The following is a 16,573-nucleotide window of genomic DNA, read 5'->3' as shown; positions in this document are numbered from 1 at the left end:
ACGGCTCTCTAAGCGGGCACGGCGACGGTGTCGAGCAGCCGGTCGATGGCGGCCTCGGGCGTCACCCCGTCGGCCACGGCGTCGTACGACAGGTGCAGGCGATGACGCAGCACGGGCCGGGCCACGGCGCGCACGTCGTCGGGCGTGCTGAAAGTGGCGCCGCAAAGCCAGGCGTGGGCGCGCGCGGCCCGGTCCAGGGCGATGGCCCCGCGCGGACTGGCGCCGATCTGGAGCCAGCGCCCCAGGTCCGCGTCGCAGTCGGCCGGATGGCGCGTGGCGTTGACCAGGTCGACGATGTATTCATCGACGGCGGGCGCGACCTGCACCGCCGCCACTTCCTCGCGACAGGAGAACAGCGTTTCCTGCGACAGGGGCGCCACCGCGCGCGGCGCGCTGCCGGAAGCGGCGGGCTGGCGCAGCAGCGCCAGCATCGCCACCTCGTCAGCGGCGGCGGGATAGTCGAGCCGGATCTTCATCAGGAAGCGGTCCATCTGCGCTTCGGGCAGGGGGTAGGTGCCTTCCTGCTCGATCGGATTCTGCGTGGCCACCACCATGAACAGCGCCGGCATCGGCCGGGTGGCGCCGCCCACCGTGACCTGCCTTTCCTCCATCGCCTCCAGCAGCGCCGACTGCACCTTGGCCGGCGCGCGGTTGATCTCGTCGGCCAGGATGATGTTGCCGAACAGCGGCCCCTGCTGGAACTGGATGCGATGGCCGCCCGCGCCATCGGCCTGCAGCACGTCCGCGCCGGTGATGTCCGAGGGCAGCAGGTCCGGCGTGAACTGGATGCGGCTCATGCGCGCATCCAGGTTGGACGCCAGCGCCCGCACCGTGCGGGTCTTGGCCAGGCCGGGCAGGCTTTCCAGCAGCAGGTGGCCGTCGGCCAGCAGCCCGACCACGATCATCCGGACAACCGCGTCCTGGCCCAGCACCTGTTGGTTGATGGCGCTTTCGAGCGCGAGAATGGCATCGCGTTGGCTCATGAAGACTAGCCCCTCCCCGAGTGGTGGCTTCGTTCATGCAGGCGCACGCCACGGACGGCGCGGCGGCGCGGCAGTTCGACTGCGTGTTATTTCAACGTTGCGCCAGCGTGCCCTGGCGGGCGCGCGCAACCTGCCATTGCTCCGGTGTCATCACCGTGCGAAAGCCCAGGTGCGACATGCCGTTCATGGGGTCGTTGCCGCGCCTGGCGCTGGCGCGATAGCTGATGCAATAGGTGTCGCTGCACAGGAACGATCCGCCGCGCACCACCCGCTTGGGCGCGCCCTGCGGCACGTTGCCGTCGTTGGGGTCGAAGCTGTCCTTCGGTCCGGCCGGATCGAGCGGCGGCTGGCGGTATTGCGACTGCGCCAGGAAGGCGTCGGCGCGATACCAGTCGGCGGTCCACTGCCACACATTGCCCGCCATGTCGTACAGGCCATAGCCATTGGCCGGGAAGCTCGCCACCGGGGTGGTGCCGACCTGCACCTTCTCGTCGGTCACGACCGGAAAGGGCTGGCGCTGCTGGGTATCCCAGATGTTCGCCATGGCCTGGCCGCGCGGATTGAGTTCGTCGCCCCAGATATACGTGGCCTGTTCCAGCCCGCCGCGGGCCGCGAATTCCCACTCCGCTTCGGTGGGAAGCCGCTTGCCGGCCCAGGCGGCGTAGGCCTGCGCGTCTTCGTAGGAAACCTGTACTACAGGATGGTCGTCCTTGCCGTCGATGGAGCTGGCGGGGCCCTGCGGATGGCGCCAGTTGGCGCCCGCCACGAAGCGCCACCAGCGGCTGTAGTCGCGCAGCGAGACTTCCTGTTCGGTGCCGGTGAAGACCATGGCGCCGGGGACCAGGGCGGCGTCGATGGGGCGAGGCGTGCCCGGCGGCAATTGCACCGCGAGGTCTTCCCAGCGGGGCTTGCGTTCGGCGGTGGTGACATAACCGGTGGCGTCGACGAAGCGGCGGAACTCCGCATTGGTGACGTCGTGGGCGTCCATCCAGAAACCCGTGAGGCGCACCCGGTGCGCCGGCCGCTCATTGGGCTGCGACATGCGATGGTCGTTGCCCATCAGGAATTCGCCGGCGGGGACCCAGGCCATGCCTTGGGGGCCGTTCTTGCCGTCGCCCATCCTGGCGCTGCCCTGCTGCGGGGAGGCGGGCGTGGAGGTGCTGGCGACGTAGCCGCCCAGCGCGGTGGCCGCGACGATGATGGACGCGACCGTCAAACCGATCTTCATTTGCTGTTTCACGTGACCTCTCCGAATTGCTGCCAAAACGGAACGCCAAGCCCGGGGTGGCGAGGCGGGACACTACAAAACTGCCTGATCGCACTGATTGGTGATTATTGAATAAATGCGAATATCGCATTTATGAGAATACAAAGCTAATACGATTAATCGCCGCCAACCTAGCGCATTATCGAAACAACATGTAATTAATCGCCTGCTGCAGCACGGAAAATTCAAACAAGGAAAAACCGGGCGTCCTTGTCGTGCGCGGAAGTTAATGCCCTGGCACGTGCGCCCGATATTCGCAAAAATGTTGATATCGACAAGCGGATCGGTTAATAAATCATTCACGCCAAACCATGGCGCGGCGGCCAGAAAATCCGGATTTTCTCCGACGCGCACGTCCTGGACGGCATTTGCAGCTTGTCATTGGCCACGGCCGCGTCATCTGCTGGTCACCGTGGGCCTGGCATCGAGTTGGGTTCAAGGCGCATGACTTCGCGGAAGGTGATGACATGGACTATTCCCTGATTCTGTCTGGCCTGGCGCTGGCGTTTTTCCTGCTGCTGTTGCTGGCGATGAATATCGGCAGGCGCCTTGGCCAGGGCGGTGACGAACGCAGCCGCTCCGGGTCGGCGGCCGTCGAGGCCTCGGTGTTCGCGCTGCTGGGCCTGCTGATCGCCTTCACGTTCTCGGGCGCGGCGCAGCGCATGGCCGAGCGGCGCAACATCCTGGTCCAGGAAGTCAACGCCATCGGCACGGCGTGGCTGCGGATCGACATGCTTGCCGCCCCGGCCCAACCCGCGCTGCGCGAGGCGTTCCGCCGTTATGTCGATGAGCGCATCAGCTACTACCAGCATGTGACGGACCTGGACGCGCGCGACGCCATCGCCGCCAGGGTATCGGTGTTGCAAAAGCAGATCTGGCAGGGCTCGATACGGGCCGCCAACGACAGCGTGCCGCCTTTCGCCGCGTCGTACATCAATGCGGTCAACGAGATGTTCGACGTGGCCACCACCCAGTCGGTCGCGCAGAAGGTGCATCCGCCCGTCATGGCCTACCTGTTCCTGGGCCTGCTGGCGCTGGTGAGTGCCGGGCTGGTGGGAATGAACCTGGCGGCCGCCAACCGTTCGGGGTGGATGCACCAGGTCGTCTACGCGCTGGTGATGACCTCGGCCCTGTACATCATCATCGACTTCGAATTCCCGCGGATCGGCACCATCCGCATCGACCAGAGCGACGCGCTGCTGCTGTCGCAGCGGCAGGCCATGGTGGACCCGTAGCGGACATCGGCGGTTTTGCGCGAGGAATCGGATCATGGCGACATCGACAGCGCGGTGGCGGCGATCGCAGTGGTGGCTGGCGGGGCTGCTGGCCTGCGGCGGGCCCGAGGTGGCGTCGGCGCAGGGCCTGCGCCTGGTGCATGACGACCTGCAGAAGCGCGCCAACGGCGTGCTGGCGCTGATGTCGTTTTCGATCGTGCCCGACATCACCACCAGCTCATTGAACATCGGCGGCGGCGGGGGCTCGACCGCGGGGTCGAACGAATTCTTCATGACCCAGCTGGGCGGGGGCGACACGATTTCCAAATCGGTGCCGATCTACCTGGAAGGCGTGCTGGCGGCCAGCCGCTACGACCCGACCTTCGTCGCCACGCAGGGCGCGCAGACGCGCCGCATTCCGACGCGCTGGAACAGCATCTCGGCCACCGGCGGCGTTGGCTGGGATTTCAAGCTGACCGAGGAACTCAAGTTGCGTCCGATTTTCAACTTCGCGCTGGGCAATGTCTCGAGCGACCTGCGCGCGGCCAGCTGGTACGTGGGCCGCCAGACCGGCCGCGACATCGATTTTCTCGACAAGGGCTCGCTCAACGCCTATGGCCTGGGCGGATCGCTGATGCTCGACTACGAGCACTACCGGCCGGGCTACGAAGTCGATGTGGAGCTGCGCTACTCCGATATCCGGTTGCAGAGCTTCGACAGCTCGGCCGCGGTCAAGGGCCGCGCCACCGCCCAGTCGGCCAATCTATGGGCCCGCTACCGCGCGCCCACCGGCCTCATGGCATTGCAGCGGCCGCTGCGCTATGTGCTGGAGCTGACCCACTCGGAGTTCCTGGGCGACCAGCGCGGCATTCTCGGCTTCGACCGCCTGACTTCGGTGGGCGCGGGCCTGGAACTGGATTCCAGCGCCTACAACGTCTTCATCACGCGCACCCGGCTGGTGGGCCGCTATGTGTTCGGCACTAATGTACGCGGCTTTTCCGTGGGGCTGGCGGTCAGCTTCTGACGCGGTACGCCACCGAGACCATGGCGCCCGCCACGAAGGTCAGCACGATGAACAGCGCCAGGTAGACCGCGACCCAGGCCAGCCCTTCGCGGGTGGCGTAGCCCAGGTACTCGAACAGTGTGTTGTGGGCCAGGCCGCCCGCGCTCACCAGCATGCCCAGTGCCAGCATCAGCGGCCAGCGCGGATAAACGGCCTCGCCGTGGATGCCGCGAAAGCCCGCAGCGCCCGTCACCGCGGCGCGCGGCAGGGCCGGCGCCAGCGTCGCCAGCGCGTACAGCACCGGCAGCCAGATCGCCAGCACCACGAGGATCAGCGCCGCGAAGAACAGGGCTGTCGGCGGCGCGTTCAGCACCATGTAGAGCACATAGGGCAGGTCGCCGGTGGCGCGCGCCAGCGCGGCGACGACGATCACCAGTCCGCCCAGCATCACCAGGTGCCAGGCTTGCGGCGTGCCGCCTTGCACCGGCGCGGCGCGGGCGCCTTCGCCTGCGATGACGCGGTGCCACGCGAACGTCATGCGCGAGAAGGCGATCAGGTTGACCAGCGCCAGCAGCAGGAACACGCCGCCCTGGATCCAGTACAGCGACGCTGCCAGGATGGCGAACGGCAGCGACAGCACGAACACGGCCAGCGACCATGGCGCGGCGGCCAGCATGGCGCGGCCATGGCGCCGCAAGGCGCTAGCCGTGGCGGCAATGAACGGAAGCGCCCCAAGCGTGTGCGACAAGTCATTCCTCGGTTCAGAAAGTAGGGGCCTCGTTTATACCGCGCGGGGTCGCCGCATACGTAAACGATTGAAAGCACAGCTCACAGATTGGGGAGCCGATGGACGTGATCTTGAACTCATCCTTGGCGGCGTTCGTGGCCGGATGACTACGCCGAGGTGTCCTTGCGGCACAGGCAGTAGATGAATTCCTGGGTCGTGCCGAACGGCGTGTGGTGCGCCTCGCGTTCCTGCCTGAGCAGCGTGAACGGCGCGCCGAATTCCGCGTGCAGGTCGGTCGGGCTGTAGCGCATGACCGGCAGGCCGCTGCATTTTTCCGGGCCATCCTCCGCGAAAGTGGCGACGATGACGTGGCCGCCCGGCTTGACGGCATGCAGCACGGCGCGCACGTAGGCGTCGCGTTCCTGGGGCGTGGTCAGGAAGTGAAAGACCGCCCGGTCGTGCCACACGTCATAGGCGTGGCGCTCGAAACGGGCCCGCGTGATGTCGTCCACCCGCCAGGCGACGCGGTTCGCGGCCTCGCCCAGCCGGGCCTGCGACGCGGCGAGCGCCGCGGCCGACAGGTCCAGCACCGTCAGGTTCGAGTAGCCGTCCGCCATCAGGTCGTCGACCAAGGTGGAGGCGCCGCCGCCCACATCGATGATGGCGGCATCTTGCGCGACGGCGGTGCTGCGGATCAGCGCCACCGACTGGGTGGCATGATCCTGGAACCAGCTCACGTCCGTCGATGTCTTGGTCGTGTAGACCTGTTCCCAATGTTTCCTGGATTGCATAGGCGCCTCGCTGCCGGGACGCATGCATCGGTCCCGTGATGAATGCCCAATATAGCCGGGATTGCCGCCGGCGGCCGACCGGCGTCCTGCGGTGCGGCCGTGCGCGGGCAAGGCAAGGGACTCGGGTATAGTCGGCTCACCTCGATTTCCGGGATCGCCTACCTCATGTCATCGTTCATCGTTCGTCCCCGCGTTCATTCCCTTGGCGCCCTGGCGCTGGCCTTGCTGTCGCTGATGGCTGCGCAGGCAAGTGCCAATCAGCGCACCGTCTACAAAGGCACGCTGCAAGGGGCCGGCGAGGTGGTGCTGGAACTGGACGACGCGGCCGGCGCCGATGGGGTCGTGAGCGGACGCTATTTCTATCCCAAGAGCGGCGTCGACATTCCCCTGCGCGGCACGGGCGACGTCCTGTATGAACCCAAGCCGCATCCGGCGCAGCCGCCCGCTTCGGACAAGGCCACCATCGACGCGGCCGACCGCGCGGCCAGCTGGCAGGGCACGCGCGACGCCAAGGGCTATCACGGGCAATGGACCGACACGCGCACGGGCAAGCAACGCCGTTTCGACCTGCAGCGGGTGGCCGGCTACGACACCGAGCAGCTCGAGCGCGATCGCAGCAAGGCGCGGGCCGAGCAGGTCGACCTGGGCGATATCGACCAGAAGGCCGCCATCGATGCCGCCCGCGCGCCCTACGAGACCTTGAAGCTGGCCGGCCATGCCCAACCCGTGGGCAAGGACATCGGCACGGGCGGGGTGGCCTATCGCATGTGGGTCGATCCGCGCACCCGGTTCGCCTATCCGCGCCTCACCCGCCATCCCGATCCGCAGGTCATGCAGCGCGTCAACCACTTGCTGGAACAGCGTCATTGGCGCAAGAGCCTGGGCGCGCTGGAATGCATGGCGTTCGCGTACACCAGCAAGAGCGAGGGCGGCGGCACGCTCGGCGGGTTTGACGATGAGGACATCCAGGTCACCTGGCTGTCGCGCGCGCTGATGACGGTGACCGAATCGGGCAGCCTGGATTGCGGCGGCGCGCACCCGGCCAATCACTTCGAGCCCTACACCTTCGATCTGCTGCGCGGCGAGTACCTGGACTGGAACCGGGTGTTCGACGCCTACGCGCCGGGCAAGCGCAGCTTCGGCAGAGAGCCGAGCGCGGCGCTGCAGGGGCTGGTGGACCAGGTGGTCAAGGCCGGCCCGCCCGAGAGCGATGTCGACAAGCGTCCCAATCTGGAAGACTGCGCCGACCTGTGGCCGCAGTACCTGGCGCTTGGGGCGCAGGCGCCGGGCGCGCTGAGCCTGTCGGTGTCCGGCGTGGGCCACGCCTCGGGCGCCTGCCTCGGCACCCACGCCAGCGTTCCGTTCCAGGCGCTGCGGCCGTATTTGAAACCGGGTGGCCAGGCGTATCTGGTGACTGACTGATCGGGGGCGGCACCGCCACAGTGGGCAGTTTGCACGCGCGGGCCGTTCAGCTTCCCGCTGCCATCCCGTGTTACCGGGAGGAGGGGGCCGCCCGCCTTTTTGCAAGCGTTGGGACTCAAACTGATAAATGGCGTGTCGCTGTTGACGGTCCAACGTTCGGCGTAAAGGATGTGTCCTCGCAGACGCGATGCCGATTTCGCGAACCAAAATGGTCGGTCTGGGTTAATGGCAATTGGCGCGTGACATTCCGCTTTACCGAGGCGGGTGCCGAGTTGGTCGATTATCGCGACTACCACTAGGAATCATCATGATGCATAACCCTCCGCATCCGGGCGAAGTGTTGCGGGAAGACGTTATTGCCCCGTTGGGGCTGTCGGTGACGGACGCCGCTGATCGGCTGGCCATGTCGCGAGTGGCCCTTTCCCGGGTACTCAACGGCAAGGCGGGTATCAGCCCGGACCTCGCTGTCCGATTGGAGCAGGCGGGAGCGGGCACCGCGCAGGCGTGGGTCGCGATGCAGGCGAACTACGATCTGTGGCAGGCATTGCAGCATGAGCAACCGCCAGTCAGGCCCTTGGCTTCCGCGCCGATATGAAGGCTCAGGGCATGGCAGCGTAAAAAAGGCGCGCGCCGTGCCAGGCGCCCATCAGGCACAGCAACAGGGCCGCGCAGGTGGCCACCATGACGACGCCCGGGTCCGGCGCGCTGGCGCACACGCCAAGCGAGGTGGACAGGCGAGCGCGGACTCGGGCATATAGCCAGCCGGCCAGCGCCACGACGAGCAGGCCCGCGCCGATCGCGGCGGGCTCCCCGTGCACGGCGCCGCCGCGCATCAACAGGAAGCTGTTTACCACCAGGCCCAGGCAGGTGCGCCGCCAGGCCAGCAGGGTCCGCTCGGGCTGCAGGCCCGGATCGCAGGGATAGCTCATCGGCTCGCGGCGCCAGGTCGGCAGGGCCTGAGGGTCACGCCCGTTCCAACACCAGCCAGCACACCCCCGCGCCGATGGCGAGCATGGCCAGGCACAGCAGCGCCAGCGCCGGGCTGTGCGGCAGGGCGGTGGCGTGGCGCATGGCGATTTCGTTGCCGCGCCAGCGCAGATAGGCGCTGGCGCAGGCCAGCACCGCCAGCAGGCACAGGCCCAGCGCGAGTCCCGTGCGCACGATCGGGCTGCCCGCCATGCCGGGTTGGTCGAGCAGCAGGCCGGCCGCCAGCAACGCCAGCGCCGAGCGGATCCACGCCAGGAAAGTGCGTTCGTTGGCCAGGGAATAACGGTAGTCGGGGTCGCTGCCGTGGTCGCGCCAGTGGGGACGTTGCATGGGATTGGGGACTCGAAAAGAGGAGTGATCGGTCGGCCTAGGGTTAGTCCTAGTGAGTCCGAGGATTGAATTTAAGAACTATATAGGACTATAGTTTTGACACGGCGCGGCGTCAATGCGGCGGATCTCGAAAAACAAGGGGCGAGACATGGCAACAGCAGCACCAGCGCAGAGGAATGTACGGGGGTGGGTCGTGACAGTGCTTCTGGCCCTGTTCATGGTCATCAATTTCATGGACAAGGCGATTCTCGGCATCGTGGCCGTGCCGCTGATGCAGGAGCTGAGCATCGAGCCGGCGCAGTTCGGCATGATCGCCAGCAGCTTCTTCCTGTTCTTTTCGGTGTCGGCGATCGGCTTCGGCTTTCTCGCCAACCGGGTGTCGTCCAAGGTCGTGCTGGTGGTGCTGGCCGGCATCTGGGGCGTGTCGCAAATGCCGCTGGCCTTCTTCGCCTCGGTGCCGCTGCTGTACTTCTCGCGCATCCTGCTGGGCATCGGCGAGGGGCCGGCGTATCCGCTGGCGCTGCACTCCTGTTACTCCTGGTTCGCCGACGACCAGCGCAACGTGCCGTCGTCGGTGATCTTCCAGGGCGTGACGGTCGGCCTGCTGATCTCCGGGCCGGTGCTCACCTACATCATGCTCAACCACAGCTGGCACGCGGCGTTCCTGCTGCTGGGCATCCTCAGCATCGTCTGGATGGTGCTGTGGCTGCTGTTCGGCGGCGACGGGCAGGTCCGCGACGCCGGCGCCAGCGCCGACGCATCCCAGGCGCGCGTGCCGTACTGGGTGCTGCTGACGGATCGCACCTTCCTGGCCAACATGCTGCTGTACTGGACCACGTACTGGATCTTTTCGGTGATGTTTACCTGGATCCCGGCCTACATGAGCAAGGCGCTGGGCTACTCCACGCAGGAAACCGGCTGGATGTTCATGATCTTCACCGGCATCAACATCCCGCTGGTGCTGGTCGGCTCGTGGCTGTCGCAGCGCATGCTCAAGCGTGGCATCGCCTCGATCTACGCCCGCGGCTGGCTCAGTTGCGCGTTCGTGCTGCTGGGCGGGGCCTGCATCCTGCTGTCCCTGTATGTGGCCGAACACCCCACGCTGCGCGTGCTGCTGCTGGCGCTGGGCTGCAACCTGCCGCAACTGACCTTCGTGCTGAGTTCGGCGATAGTCGCCGAGATTTCCTTCGATTCGCAGCGCTCGGCCGCGATGTCGATCAGCAGCGCGCTGGCGACCACCGGCGGCCTGGTGGCGCCGGCCTTGATGGGCCGTTTCATCGGCAGCGGCAACACCGTCGCGGCGGGCTATGAACAGGGCTTCCTGGTGTCCGCGGTGCTGGCGATCGGCGTGAGCCTCATCGGCGTGCTGTTCATCAACCCGCAGGCCAGCCGCCGGCGCATGCAGGCACGCATGATCGCCGCGCCCGGCGCCGTCGCCGGCGCCGCGCCGGGCAGCGCGCAGCGGCTGTCATGACGGATCTTCTTTCCTTTACCAGAACCATGATGAGTCACAAGCCATGAAGCAAACGAAACACGAGCGGGCCGCGGCGACCGCGAGCCTGCACGCGGCGGCCTATCCCCAAGCACTCGCCCTGTACGTGGGCGGACAGTGGCGCGATGCGCAGGGGCGCGAAACGCTGGCGGTGCGCAATCCCGCCAACGGCGCCGAGCTGGGCAGGTTGCCGGTGGCCACGGACGAGGACATCGACGACGCGCTGCGCCACGCCGACGGCGCGTTTGCCGCCTGGTCGCGTACCAGCGCCTGGGAGCGGGCGGCGATCCTGATGCGCGCCGCGCAACTGATCGACGAGCGCCGTGGCGAGCTGGCGCGGGTTTTGACGCTGGAGAACGGCAAGCCGCTGGCCGATGCGGACGGCGAGCTGGGCCGGGTGATCGAGGGCATCGTCTACTGCGCGGAAGAATGCAAGCGCGCCTACGGCCGGCAACTGCCGCCCCGCTCGGCGCTGCTGACGCAGACCACCGTCAAGCGCCCGATCGGGCCGGTGGCGGCCTTCGTGCCGTGGAATTTCCCGGCGTTCCTGGCTGCCCGCAAGGTGGCGGCGGCGCTGGCGGCGGGCTGCACCGTGGTGCTCAAGGCGCCCGAGGAAACCCCGGCCATCGGCATGCTGCTGGTGCGGGCGTTCCTGGACGCGGGCGTGCCGCCGGGCGCGATCGGCCTGCTGTATGGCAAGCCGGCGCAGATTTCCGAGCGCCTGATCGCCTCGCCCGTGATCCGCAAGGTCTCGTTCACCGGCTCGGTGCCGGTGGGGCGCTTGCTGGCCATGCTGGCCTCGCGCCATCTCAAGCCGTGCACCATGGAACTGGGCGGCCATGCGCCGGTGATCGTCTGCGACGACGTCGACGTGGCCCGCACCGCGCAGGCGTGCGTTGCCTTCAAGTACCGCAACAGCGGCCAGGTGTGCCTGTCGCCCAGCCGCTTCTTCGTGCAGGACAGTCTCTACGGGGCCTTCGTCGCGCACTTCGTCGAGTACGCCAGCCAGCTCCAGGTGGGCGACGGCCTGGCGGACGGGGTGCGCATGGGGCCGCTGAACAACGAGCGGCGCCTGGCCGCGGCGGCCGAACTGGTCGACGACGCGCGGCGGCGCGGCGCCCAGGTCAGGCTGGGCGGCGCGCGCCAGGCGGGCGCGGGCTATTTCTTCCCGCCGACGGTGCTGACCGACGTGCCCGCCAACGCCCGCATCCTGCGCGAGGAACCGTTCTGCCCGGTGGCGCCGATCCTGTCCTTCGGCGACCTGGACGCCGCCATCGCGCGCGCCAATGCCGTCGAGTACGGGCTGGCGGCCTACCTGTTCACCAATGACCTGCAACGCGCCGCCACCTTTGCCGAGGACATCGACGCGGCGTGGATCGGCATCAACAACTTCACGCCCTCGCTGGCCGACGCGCCGGTCGGCGGCGTCAAGGACAGCGGGCTGGGCTACGAAGGCGGGCCGGAAGGCCTGGATGCCTACCAGCAGATCCGCTTCATCAGCCAATCGAATCTGCGTGTTTGACCCATTCCAATCATCAGGAGACAAGACATGACGCAAGCCACGAGTTCCGTGCCCGCGACCCGCAGCGAACATCCGTTGCGGTTCTCCGGCTACCAGCAACGCAACCGGCCCGGCCCGGACCTGGAACTGACCAGCACCAACCCCGGCACGCCGATGGGCGAATACATGCGCCGCCACTGGCAGCCGGTGTGCCTGTCGCAGGAGCTGACGGACGTGCCCAAGGCCATCCGCATCATGGGCGAGGACCTGGTGGCGTTCCGCGACAAGAGCGGCGACGTCGGCGTCATGCATCGCCAGTGCGCGCACCGTGGCGCCTCGCTGGAGTTCGGCATCATCGCCGAGCACGGCATCCGTTGCTGTTACCACGGGTGGCACTACGGCGTGGATGGCACTTTGCTGGACGCGCCCTGCGAACCGGACGCCACGCGCCTGAAGGAGACCGTGTGCCAGGGCGCGTATCCCGCGTTCGAGCGCGATGGACTGGTCTTCGCCTACATGGGGCCGGGCCAGGCGCCGCCATTTCCGCAGTTCGATACCTACAGCCTGCCCGCCGACACCCGGCTGGTGGCGTTCTCGAACATCTACCCGTGCAACTGGCTGCAGGTCTACGAGAACATCATGGACCACATGCATACCGCCGTGCTGCACAACCACATGGTGGTCGAAGGCGTGGACGCGGCGACCTCGGCGGGCGTGTCGCTGGAAGGCTTCGGCGACATGCCGGTCATGCAATGGGAAGCGACGCGCGACGGCAATGGTTGCGTGTTCATCGCCTCGCGCCGCCTGCCCGGCGACAAGATCTGGGTGCGCATCACCGAAATGGTGTTCCCCAACTACCTGCAGATCGGCTCGTTGCTGCCGACCGCCGCGCGCGAACGCCACGGCACCGCCGGCTGCACCCGCTGGAACGTGCCGGTCGACGACGAGAACATGATCATCTTCGGCTATCGCCACTTCAACAGCGCCGTCGATCCGGATGGCCTGGGCAACGAAGCGGACTGCGGCGTCGACAAGATCGACTTCCTGGAAGGGCAGACCGGCAACCGCAGCTACGACGAGGGGCAGCGCGCGCCGGGCGACTGGGAGGCCATCGTCAGCCAGGGCCGGATCGCCGCGCACGGCGCCGAGCATCCGGGCGTCTCGGACGTGGGCGTGTACATGTGCCGCAAGCTGCTGCGCAACGCCGTGCAGGACAAGACCGCGCCCTACGCGCTCTACCAGCAGTTGCAGGAGCAGGGCCGGACGCTGCCGATCTATGCCCAGGATTCGGTGCTGGACATTGCCGAACTGGCCGACAAGCAGGCGGACCGCAAGCAGTTGGCCGCCGCCGGCAAGCAGGTGCTGGAGATCATGCGGTCGGCCGACGCGCTGCCGGCGGACCAGCGCGATGCGCACGTGCGCGTCCGGCTCGACGCCATCGACCGCGCGCGCCAGGCGGCCAGCGCCGGCTGAGGGAGGCGGAGAGAGCCATGCTGAAGCTGCGAGTCAGTGCGATCCGGTATGAGGCGCAAGGCATCTACGCCTTCGACCTGGTCGATCCGGGCGGCGCGCCGCTGCCCGCGTTCGAGGCCGGCGCGCACCTGGATATCCGTACCCCGGGTGGCGTCAACCGCCGCTATTCCCTGTGCAACGTGCCGGGCAGCACTGACCGCTATTGCATCGCCGTGCTGCGCGTGCCGGACAGCCGCGGCGGCTCGCGCGCCATGCACGAACAGGTGCGGCCCGGCGACCTGCTGGAGGTGGCGGGCGTGCACAACTACTTCCCGTTGCGGGAGGACGCCGGCCATTCGCTGCTGCTGGCCGGCGGCATTGGCATCACGCCGTTGCTGGCGATGGCCGAACGGCTGCACGCGCTGGGCCGGCCGTACACGCTGCACTACTGCACGCAGTCGCCCGAGCGCACCGCCTTCGCCAGCTATCTGGCCGGCGACAAGTGGCGCGGCCGCGTCTTCCTGCACCACGATGGCGGCAACCCCGCCAACGGCCTGGATCTCGGCCAGCTGCTGGCGCAGCGGGCGGAGGATGGCCAGCTGTATTTCTGCGGCCCGCCCGGCTTCATGCGGGCGGTGCAGGCCGCCTGCGCCCATTGGCCGACGCAGGCGGTGCATTCGGAGCATTTCGGCGCCGACCTGGCGCCGGCGCCGGCGTCCGCGGCGGACAGCGAGCCGGCCAGCCTGACGCTGCGCCGCAGCGACCGCTCGGTGCCGGTGGCGCCGGGGCAGACCATCCTGCAGGCCCTGCGCGGCGCCGGCGTGGCCTGCAATTCATCCTGCGAGGCCGGGCTGTGCGGCGAATGCCGGCTGCACTACCTGTCGGGCCTGATCGAACACAACGACTACCTGTTGAGCGACGAAGAACGCGCCGACAGCGTACTGATCTGCTGCGCGCGTGTCCGCGAGGGCGCCGTGGTACTGGACATCTGAGGGGAAGGGAACGTGGAGACCAGGGAGTTTGACTACATCGTCGTGGGCGCGGGCTCGGCCGGATGCGCCGTGGCCGCCAGGCTGGCGCAGGACCGCAAGACCACGGTACTGCTGCTGGAGGCCGGCCCGCGGGACCGCAACATGTGGATCCACATCCCCATCGGCTATGGCAAGACGATGTTCAACCCGCAACTGAACTGGCAATTCGAATCCGAGCCCGAACCCCATCTCGACAACCGCAGGATCTACATTCCGCGCGGCCGCACCCTGGGCGGGTCCAGCTCGATCAACGGCCTGGTCTACATCCGTGGCCAGAAAGAGGATTTCGAGCGCTGGCGCGCGCAAGGCAACGTCGGCTGGGGCTGGGACGATGTCCTGCCGTATTTCAAGCGCTCCGAGGCCAACGAGCGCGGCGCCGACGCCTGCCATGGCGGCGACGGGCCGCTGGCGGTATCCGATATCCGCGGCCGCCACCCGCTGATCGAGGCCATCATCGGCGGCGCCAACGAACTGGGCGTGCCGCGCACCGACGATTTCAACGGTCCGCGTCAGGAAGGCGCCGGCTATTTCCAGCTGACCACCCGCAATGGCCTGCGCTGCTCGGCCGCCAAGGCCTACCTGCGCTCGGGCATCGCCGGCGCCAATCTGTGCGTGCAATCCGATGCGCACGCCACCGGCCTGATCCTGGAAGGCCGCCGCGCCGCGGGGGTGTCGTACCTGCGCGCCGGCCAGGCCTGCCAGGCCCGCGCCCGGCGCGAGGTGGTGCTGAGCGCCGGCGCGATCCAGTCGCCGCAGTTGCTGATGCTGTCGGGCATCGGCGACGCCGACGCGCTGCGGGCGCTGGGCATCGCGCCGGTGCACCATCTGCCCGAAGTCGGCCGCAACCTGCAGGATCACCTGCAATCGCGGCTGATGTACCGCTGCACCCGGCCGATCACCACCAATGACGCCCTGCGGACCTGGTGGGGCACGGCCCGCATCGGCCTGCAATGGATCCTGCGCCGCGCCGGGCCGGTGGCGGCCGGCATCCAGCTGGGCGGCATGTTCGCGCGCACCAACGACGCCGAGCAGACCCCCAACGTGCAATTCCACTTCGGCACCATCAGCGCCGACATGACGGCCGGCCGGCCGCATGATTTCTCCGGTTTCACCCTGTCGGTCTGCCAGTTGCGGCCGACCAGCCGCGGCCGGCTCGACCTGGCCTCGCCCGATCCGCTGGCCGCGCCGCGCGCGCGCTTCAACTACCTGGACACCGAGTTCGACCGGCGCACCATGGTCGAAGGGGTGCGGATGGCGCGCCAGCTGGTGCGGACCCGTGCGCTGTCACCGTACGTTGCCGATGAATACCGGCCCGGTTTCAACGTCGAGTCGGACGACGAGGTCCTGCGTTTCATCCGCGGGTACGCCACCACCATCTTCCACCCCGTGGGCACCTGCCGCATGGGGGCCGACGCCGATTCCGTGGTCGATACCCGGCTGCGGGTCCGCGGGGTGGACCGGCTGCGCGTGGTCGACGCCTCGATCATGCCCCTGCTGCTTTCCGGCAATACCAACGCTGGTAGCATCGTGATCGGCGAGAAAGGCGCCGACATGATCATGCAAGACAGGGAGAAAATCTCATGAGTACCTTGGAACGTCGTCTGGAAATCTTCGAGACGTTGCATGCCCCCGATCCGACCCGCCGGCCCAAGTACCAGCGGCTGGTCGAGGTGCTGGTCGACGCGGTCCGGCGCGGGATCTGGCAGCCGGGCGACCAGCTGCCGGCCGAGGAGGAACTGGCGCAGCTGACGCCGTTCAGCCTCGGCACCGTGCAGCGGGCGTTGCGCGACCTGGTGGAGCAGGGCCTGGTGGTGCGCATGCACGGCCTGGGCAGCTTCATCGCCGAGGCGCCTCGCCAGATCGAGGATCCGTGGCATTGCCGCTTCCTGGACGACGATGGCTCGGTGCTGCCGACCTTCTCGCAAGTCATCCTGCGCACCCCCGTGACCGGCGCGGGTCCCTGGAACCAGTACCTGGGAACCGACGCCAACGTCATGCGGCTCGACCGCCTCATCATCATCAACGACGAGTTCCGTATCTCCAGCCGGTTCTATGCCGACCGGCAATTGCTCAAGCGCCTGTGGGACATGCCCATGGACAAGCTCAATGGCGCCAACTTCAAGAAAGTCATCATCCAGCAGTTCAAGCTGCCTATCACCAACATCACCCATCGGGTGAAGCTGGCCGATTTCGACACCGAGTCCTGCGAGCGCATCGGCGTGCCGCATCCCTACCGCGGCATCTACATGCAGGCCGTGGCGCGGTCCGGGCGCGGGCAATGCGTGTACTACCAGGAATTCTTCCTGGGCCCGACCTCGCGCGATCTCGCGTTCCCCGACGCCAATTTATCAAGCGGCTGACATCAGCCATTCA

At 67.6% G+C, this 16,573-nt stretch carries 16 protein-coding genes; 10 read left to right on the top strand and 6 right to left on the bottom strand.

Annotated features, from left to right (window positions below; translation table 11 throughout):
• Positions 1-8 precede the first annotated feature (8 nt).
• Together AC1HFW_RS12150 and AC1HFW_RS12145 are read right to left on the bottom strand one after the other, a co-directional pair.
• Entirely contained in the window at positions 9-983 is a 975-nt protein-coding gene (locus AC1HFW_RS12150) for an AAA family ATPase (RefSeq protein ID WP_479283578.1), read from the bottom strand.
• A 91-nt stretch (positions 984-1,074) separates the two neighbouring features.
• A complete protein-coding gene (locus tag AC1HFW_RS12145) occupies positions 1,075-2,223 on the bottom strand; it encodes a formylglycine-generating enzyme family protein (protein WP_241069886.1) in 1,149 nt (382 codons plus the stop codon).
• Positions 2,224-2,717: 494 nt separating this feature from the next.
• Here AC1HFW_RS12145 and AC1HFW_RS12140 point away from each other — a divergent pair, with 494 nt between their 5' ends.
• Both AC1HFW_RS12140 and AC1HFW_RS12135 read left to right on the top strand, forming a co-directional pair.
• Positions 2,718-3,485: a bestrophin-like domain gene (locus AC1HFW_RS12140; RefSeq protein ID WP_479283577.1), complete on the top strand. Its 768-nt coding sequence runs from the start codon at positions 2,718-2,720 to the stop codon at positions 3,483-3,485.
• 34 nt (positions 3,486-3,519) lie between these two features.
• On the top strand, positions 3,520-4,488 hold the full coding sequence (locus AC1HFW_RS12135) for a hypothetical protein (RefSeq protein WP_479283575.1): 969 nt from the start codon (positions 3,520-3,522) through the stop codon (positions 4,486-4,488).
• On the opposite strand, the gene AC1HFW_RS12130 is transcribed toward AC1HFW_RS12135, so the two are convergent.
• Positions 4,478-5,215 (bottom strand): hypothetical protein, encoded by a 738-nt coding sequence (locus tag AC1HFW_RS12130; RefSeq protein ID WP_479283573.1) that lies wholly within the window; start codon positions 5,213-5,215, stop codon positions 4,478-4,480. The two genes, AC1HFW_RS12135 and AC1HFW_RS12130, sit on opposite strands and share 11 nt — an antisense overlap.
• 146 nt (positions 5,216-5,361) lie before the next feature.
• The gene (locus tag AC1HFW_RS12125; protein ID WP_479283571.1) at positions 5,362-5,985 is read right to left on the bottom strand and encodes a class I SAM-dependent methyltransferase; all 624 of its coding nucleotides are present in this window, start codon (positions 5,983-5,985) and stop codon (positions 5,362-5,364) included.
• 165 nt (positions 5,986-6,150) lie between these two features.
• Between AC1HFW_RS12125 and AC1HFW_RS12120 the strand changes: the two genes are divergently transcribed.
• Positions 6,151-7,407 (top strand): hypothetical protein, encoded by a 1,257-nt coding sequence (locus tag AC1HFW_RS12120; protein WP_479283569.1) that lies wholly within the window; start codon positions 6,151-6,153, stop codon positions 7,405-7,407.
• 310 nt (positions 7,408-7,717) lie between these two features.
• Entirely contained in the window at positions 7,718-8,002 is a 285-nt protein-coding gene (locus tag AC1HFW_RS12115) for a HigA family addiction module antitoxin (RefSeq protein ID WP_225856719.1), read from the top strand.
• 4 nt (positions 8,003-8,006) lie between these two features.
• Here AC1HFW_RS12115 and AC1HFW_RS12110 read toward each other — a convergent pair whose 3' ends face one another.
• Positions 8,007-8,336, bottom strand: a complete 330-nt coding sequence (locus tag AC1HFW_RS12110) for a DUF202 domain-containing protein (protein WP_479283566.1) — start codon at positions 8,334-8,336, stop codon at positions 8,007-8,009.
• 34 nt (positions 8,337-8,370) lie between these two features.
• A complete protein-coding gene (locus tag AC1HFW_RS12105) occupies positions 8,371-8,724 on the bottom strand; it encodes a DUF202 domain-containing protein (RefSeq protein WP_479283565.1) in 354 nt (117 codons plus the stop codon).
• Positions 8,725-8,917: 193 nt separating this feature from the next.
• On the opposite strand from AC1HFW_RS12105, the gene AC1HFW_RS12100 reads away from it, so the two are divergent.
• The 6 genes from AC1HFW_RS12100 to AC1HFW_RS12075 are packed head-to-tail and all read left to right on the top strand — an operon-like array spanning position 8,918 to position 16,560.
• Complete coding sequence (locus AC1HFW_RS12100) at positions 8,918-10,198, top strand: MFS transporter (protein WP_479283564.1); 1,281 nt, start codon at positions 8,918-8,920, stop codon at positions 10,196-10,198.
• Between the two features lie 43 nt (positions 10,199-10,241).
• The gene (locus tag AC1HFW_RS12095) at positions 10,242-11,738 is read left to right on the top strand and encodes an NAD-dependent succinate-semialdehyde dehydrogenase (RefSeq protein WP_479283563.1); all 1,497 of its coding nucleotides are present in this window, start codon (positions 10,242-10,244) and stop codon (positions 11,736-11,738) included.
• Positions 11,739-11,765: 27 nt separating this feature from the next.
• A complete protein-coding gene (locus tag AC1HFW_RS12090) occupies positions 11,766-13,190 on the top strand; it encodes a Rieske 2Fe-2S domain-containing protein (protein ID WP_479283561.1) in 1,425 nt (474 codons plus the stop codon).
• Between the two features lie 17 nt (positions 13,191-13,207).
• Positions 13,208-14,161, top strand: a complete 954-nt coding sequence (locus AC1HFW_RS12085) for a PDR/VanB family oxidoreductase (protein WP_479283559.1) — start codon at positions 13,208-13,210, stop codon at positions 14,159-14,161.
• Between the two features lie 12 nt (positions 14,162-14,173).
• The gene (locus AC1HFW_RS12080) at positions 14,174-15,784 is read left to right on the top strand and encodes a GMC family oxidoreductase (protein WP_006395781.1); all 1,611 of its coding nucleotides are present in this window, start codon (positions 14,174-14,176) and stop codon (positions 15,782-15,784) included.
• Entirely contained in the window at positions 15,781-16,560 is a 780-nt protein-coding gene (locus AC1HFW_RS12075) for a GntR family transcriptional regulator (protein ID WP_006395780.1), read from the top strand. The genes AC1HFW_RS12080 and AC1HFW_RS12075 overlap by 4 nt, the downstream gene beginning before the upstream one ends.
• Positions 16,561-16,573: the final 13 nt, after the last annotated feature.

The organism is Achromobacter sp. ISS7, from assembly GCF_056523125.1.
Note: the sequence above shows the minus strand (reverse complement) of the source record. Positions and strands in the feature narration are given on the sequence as shown.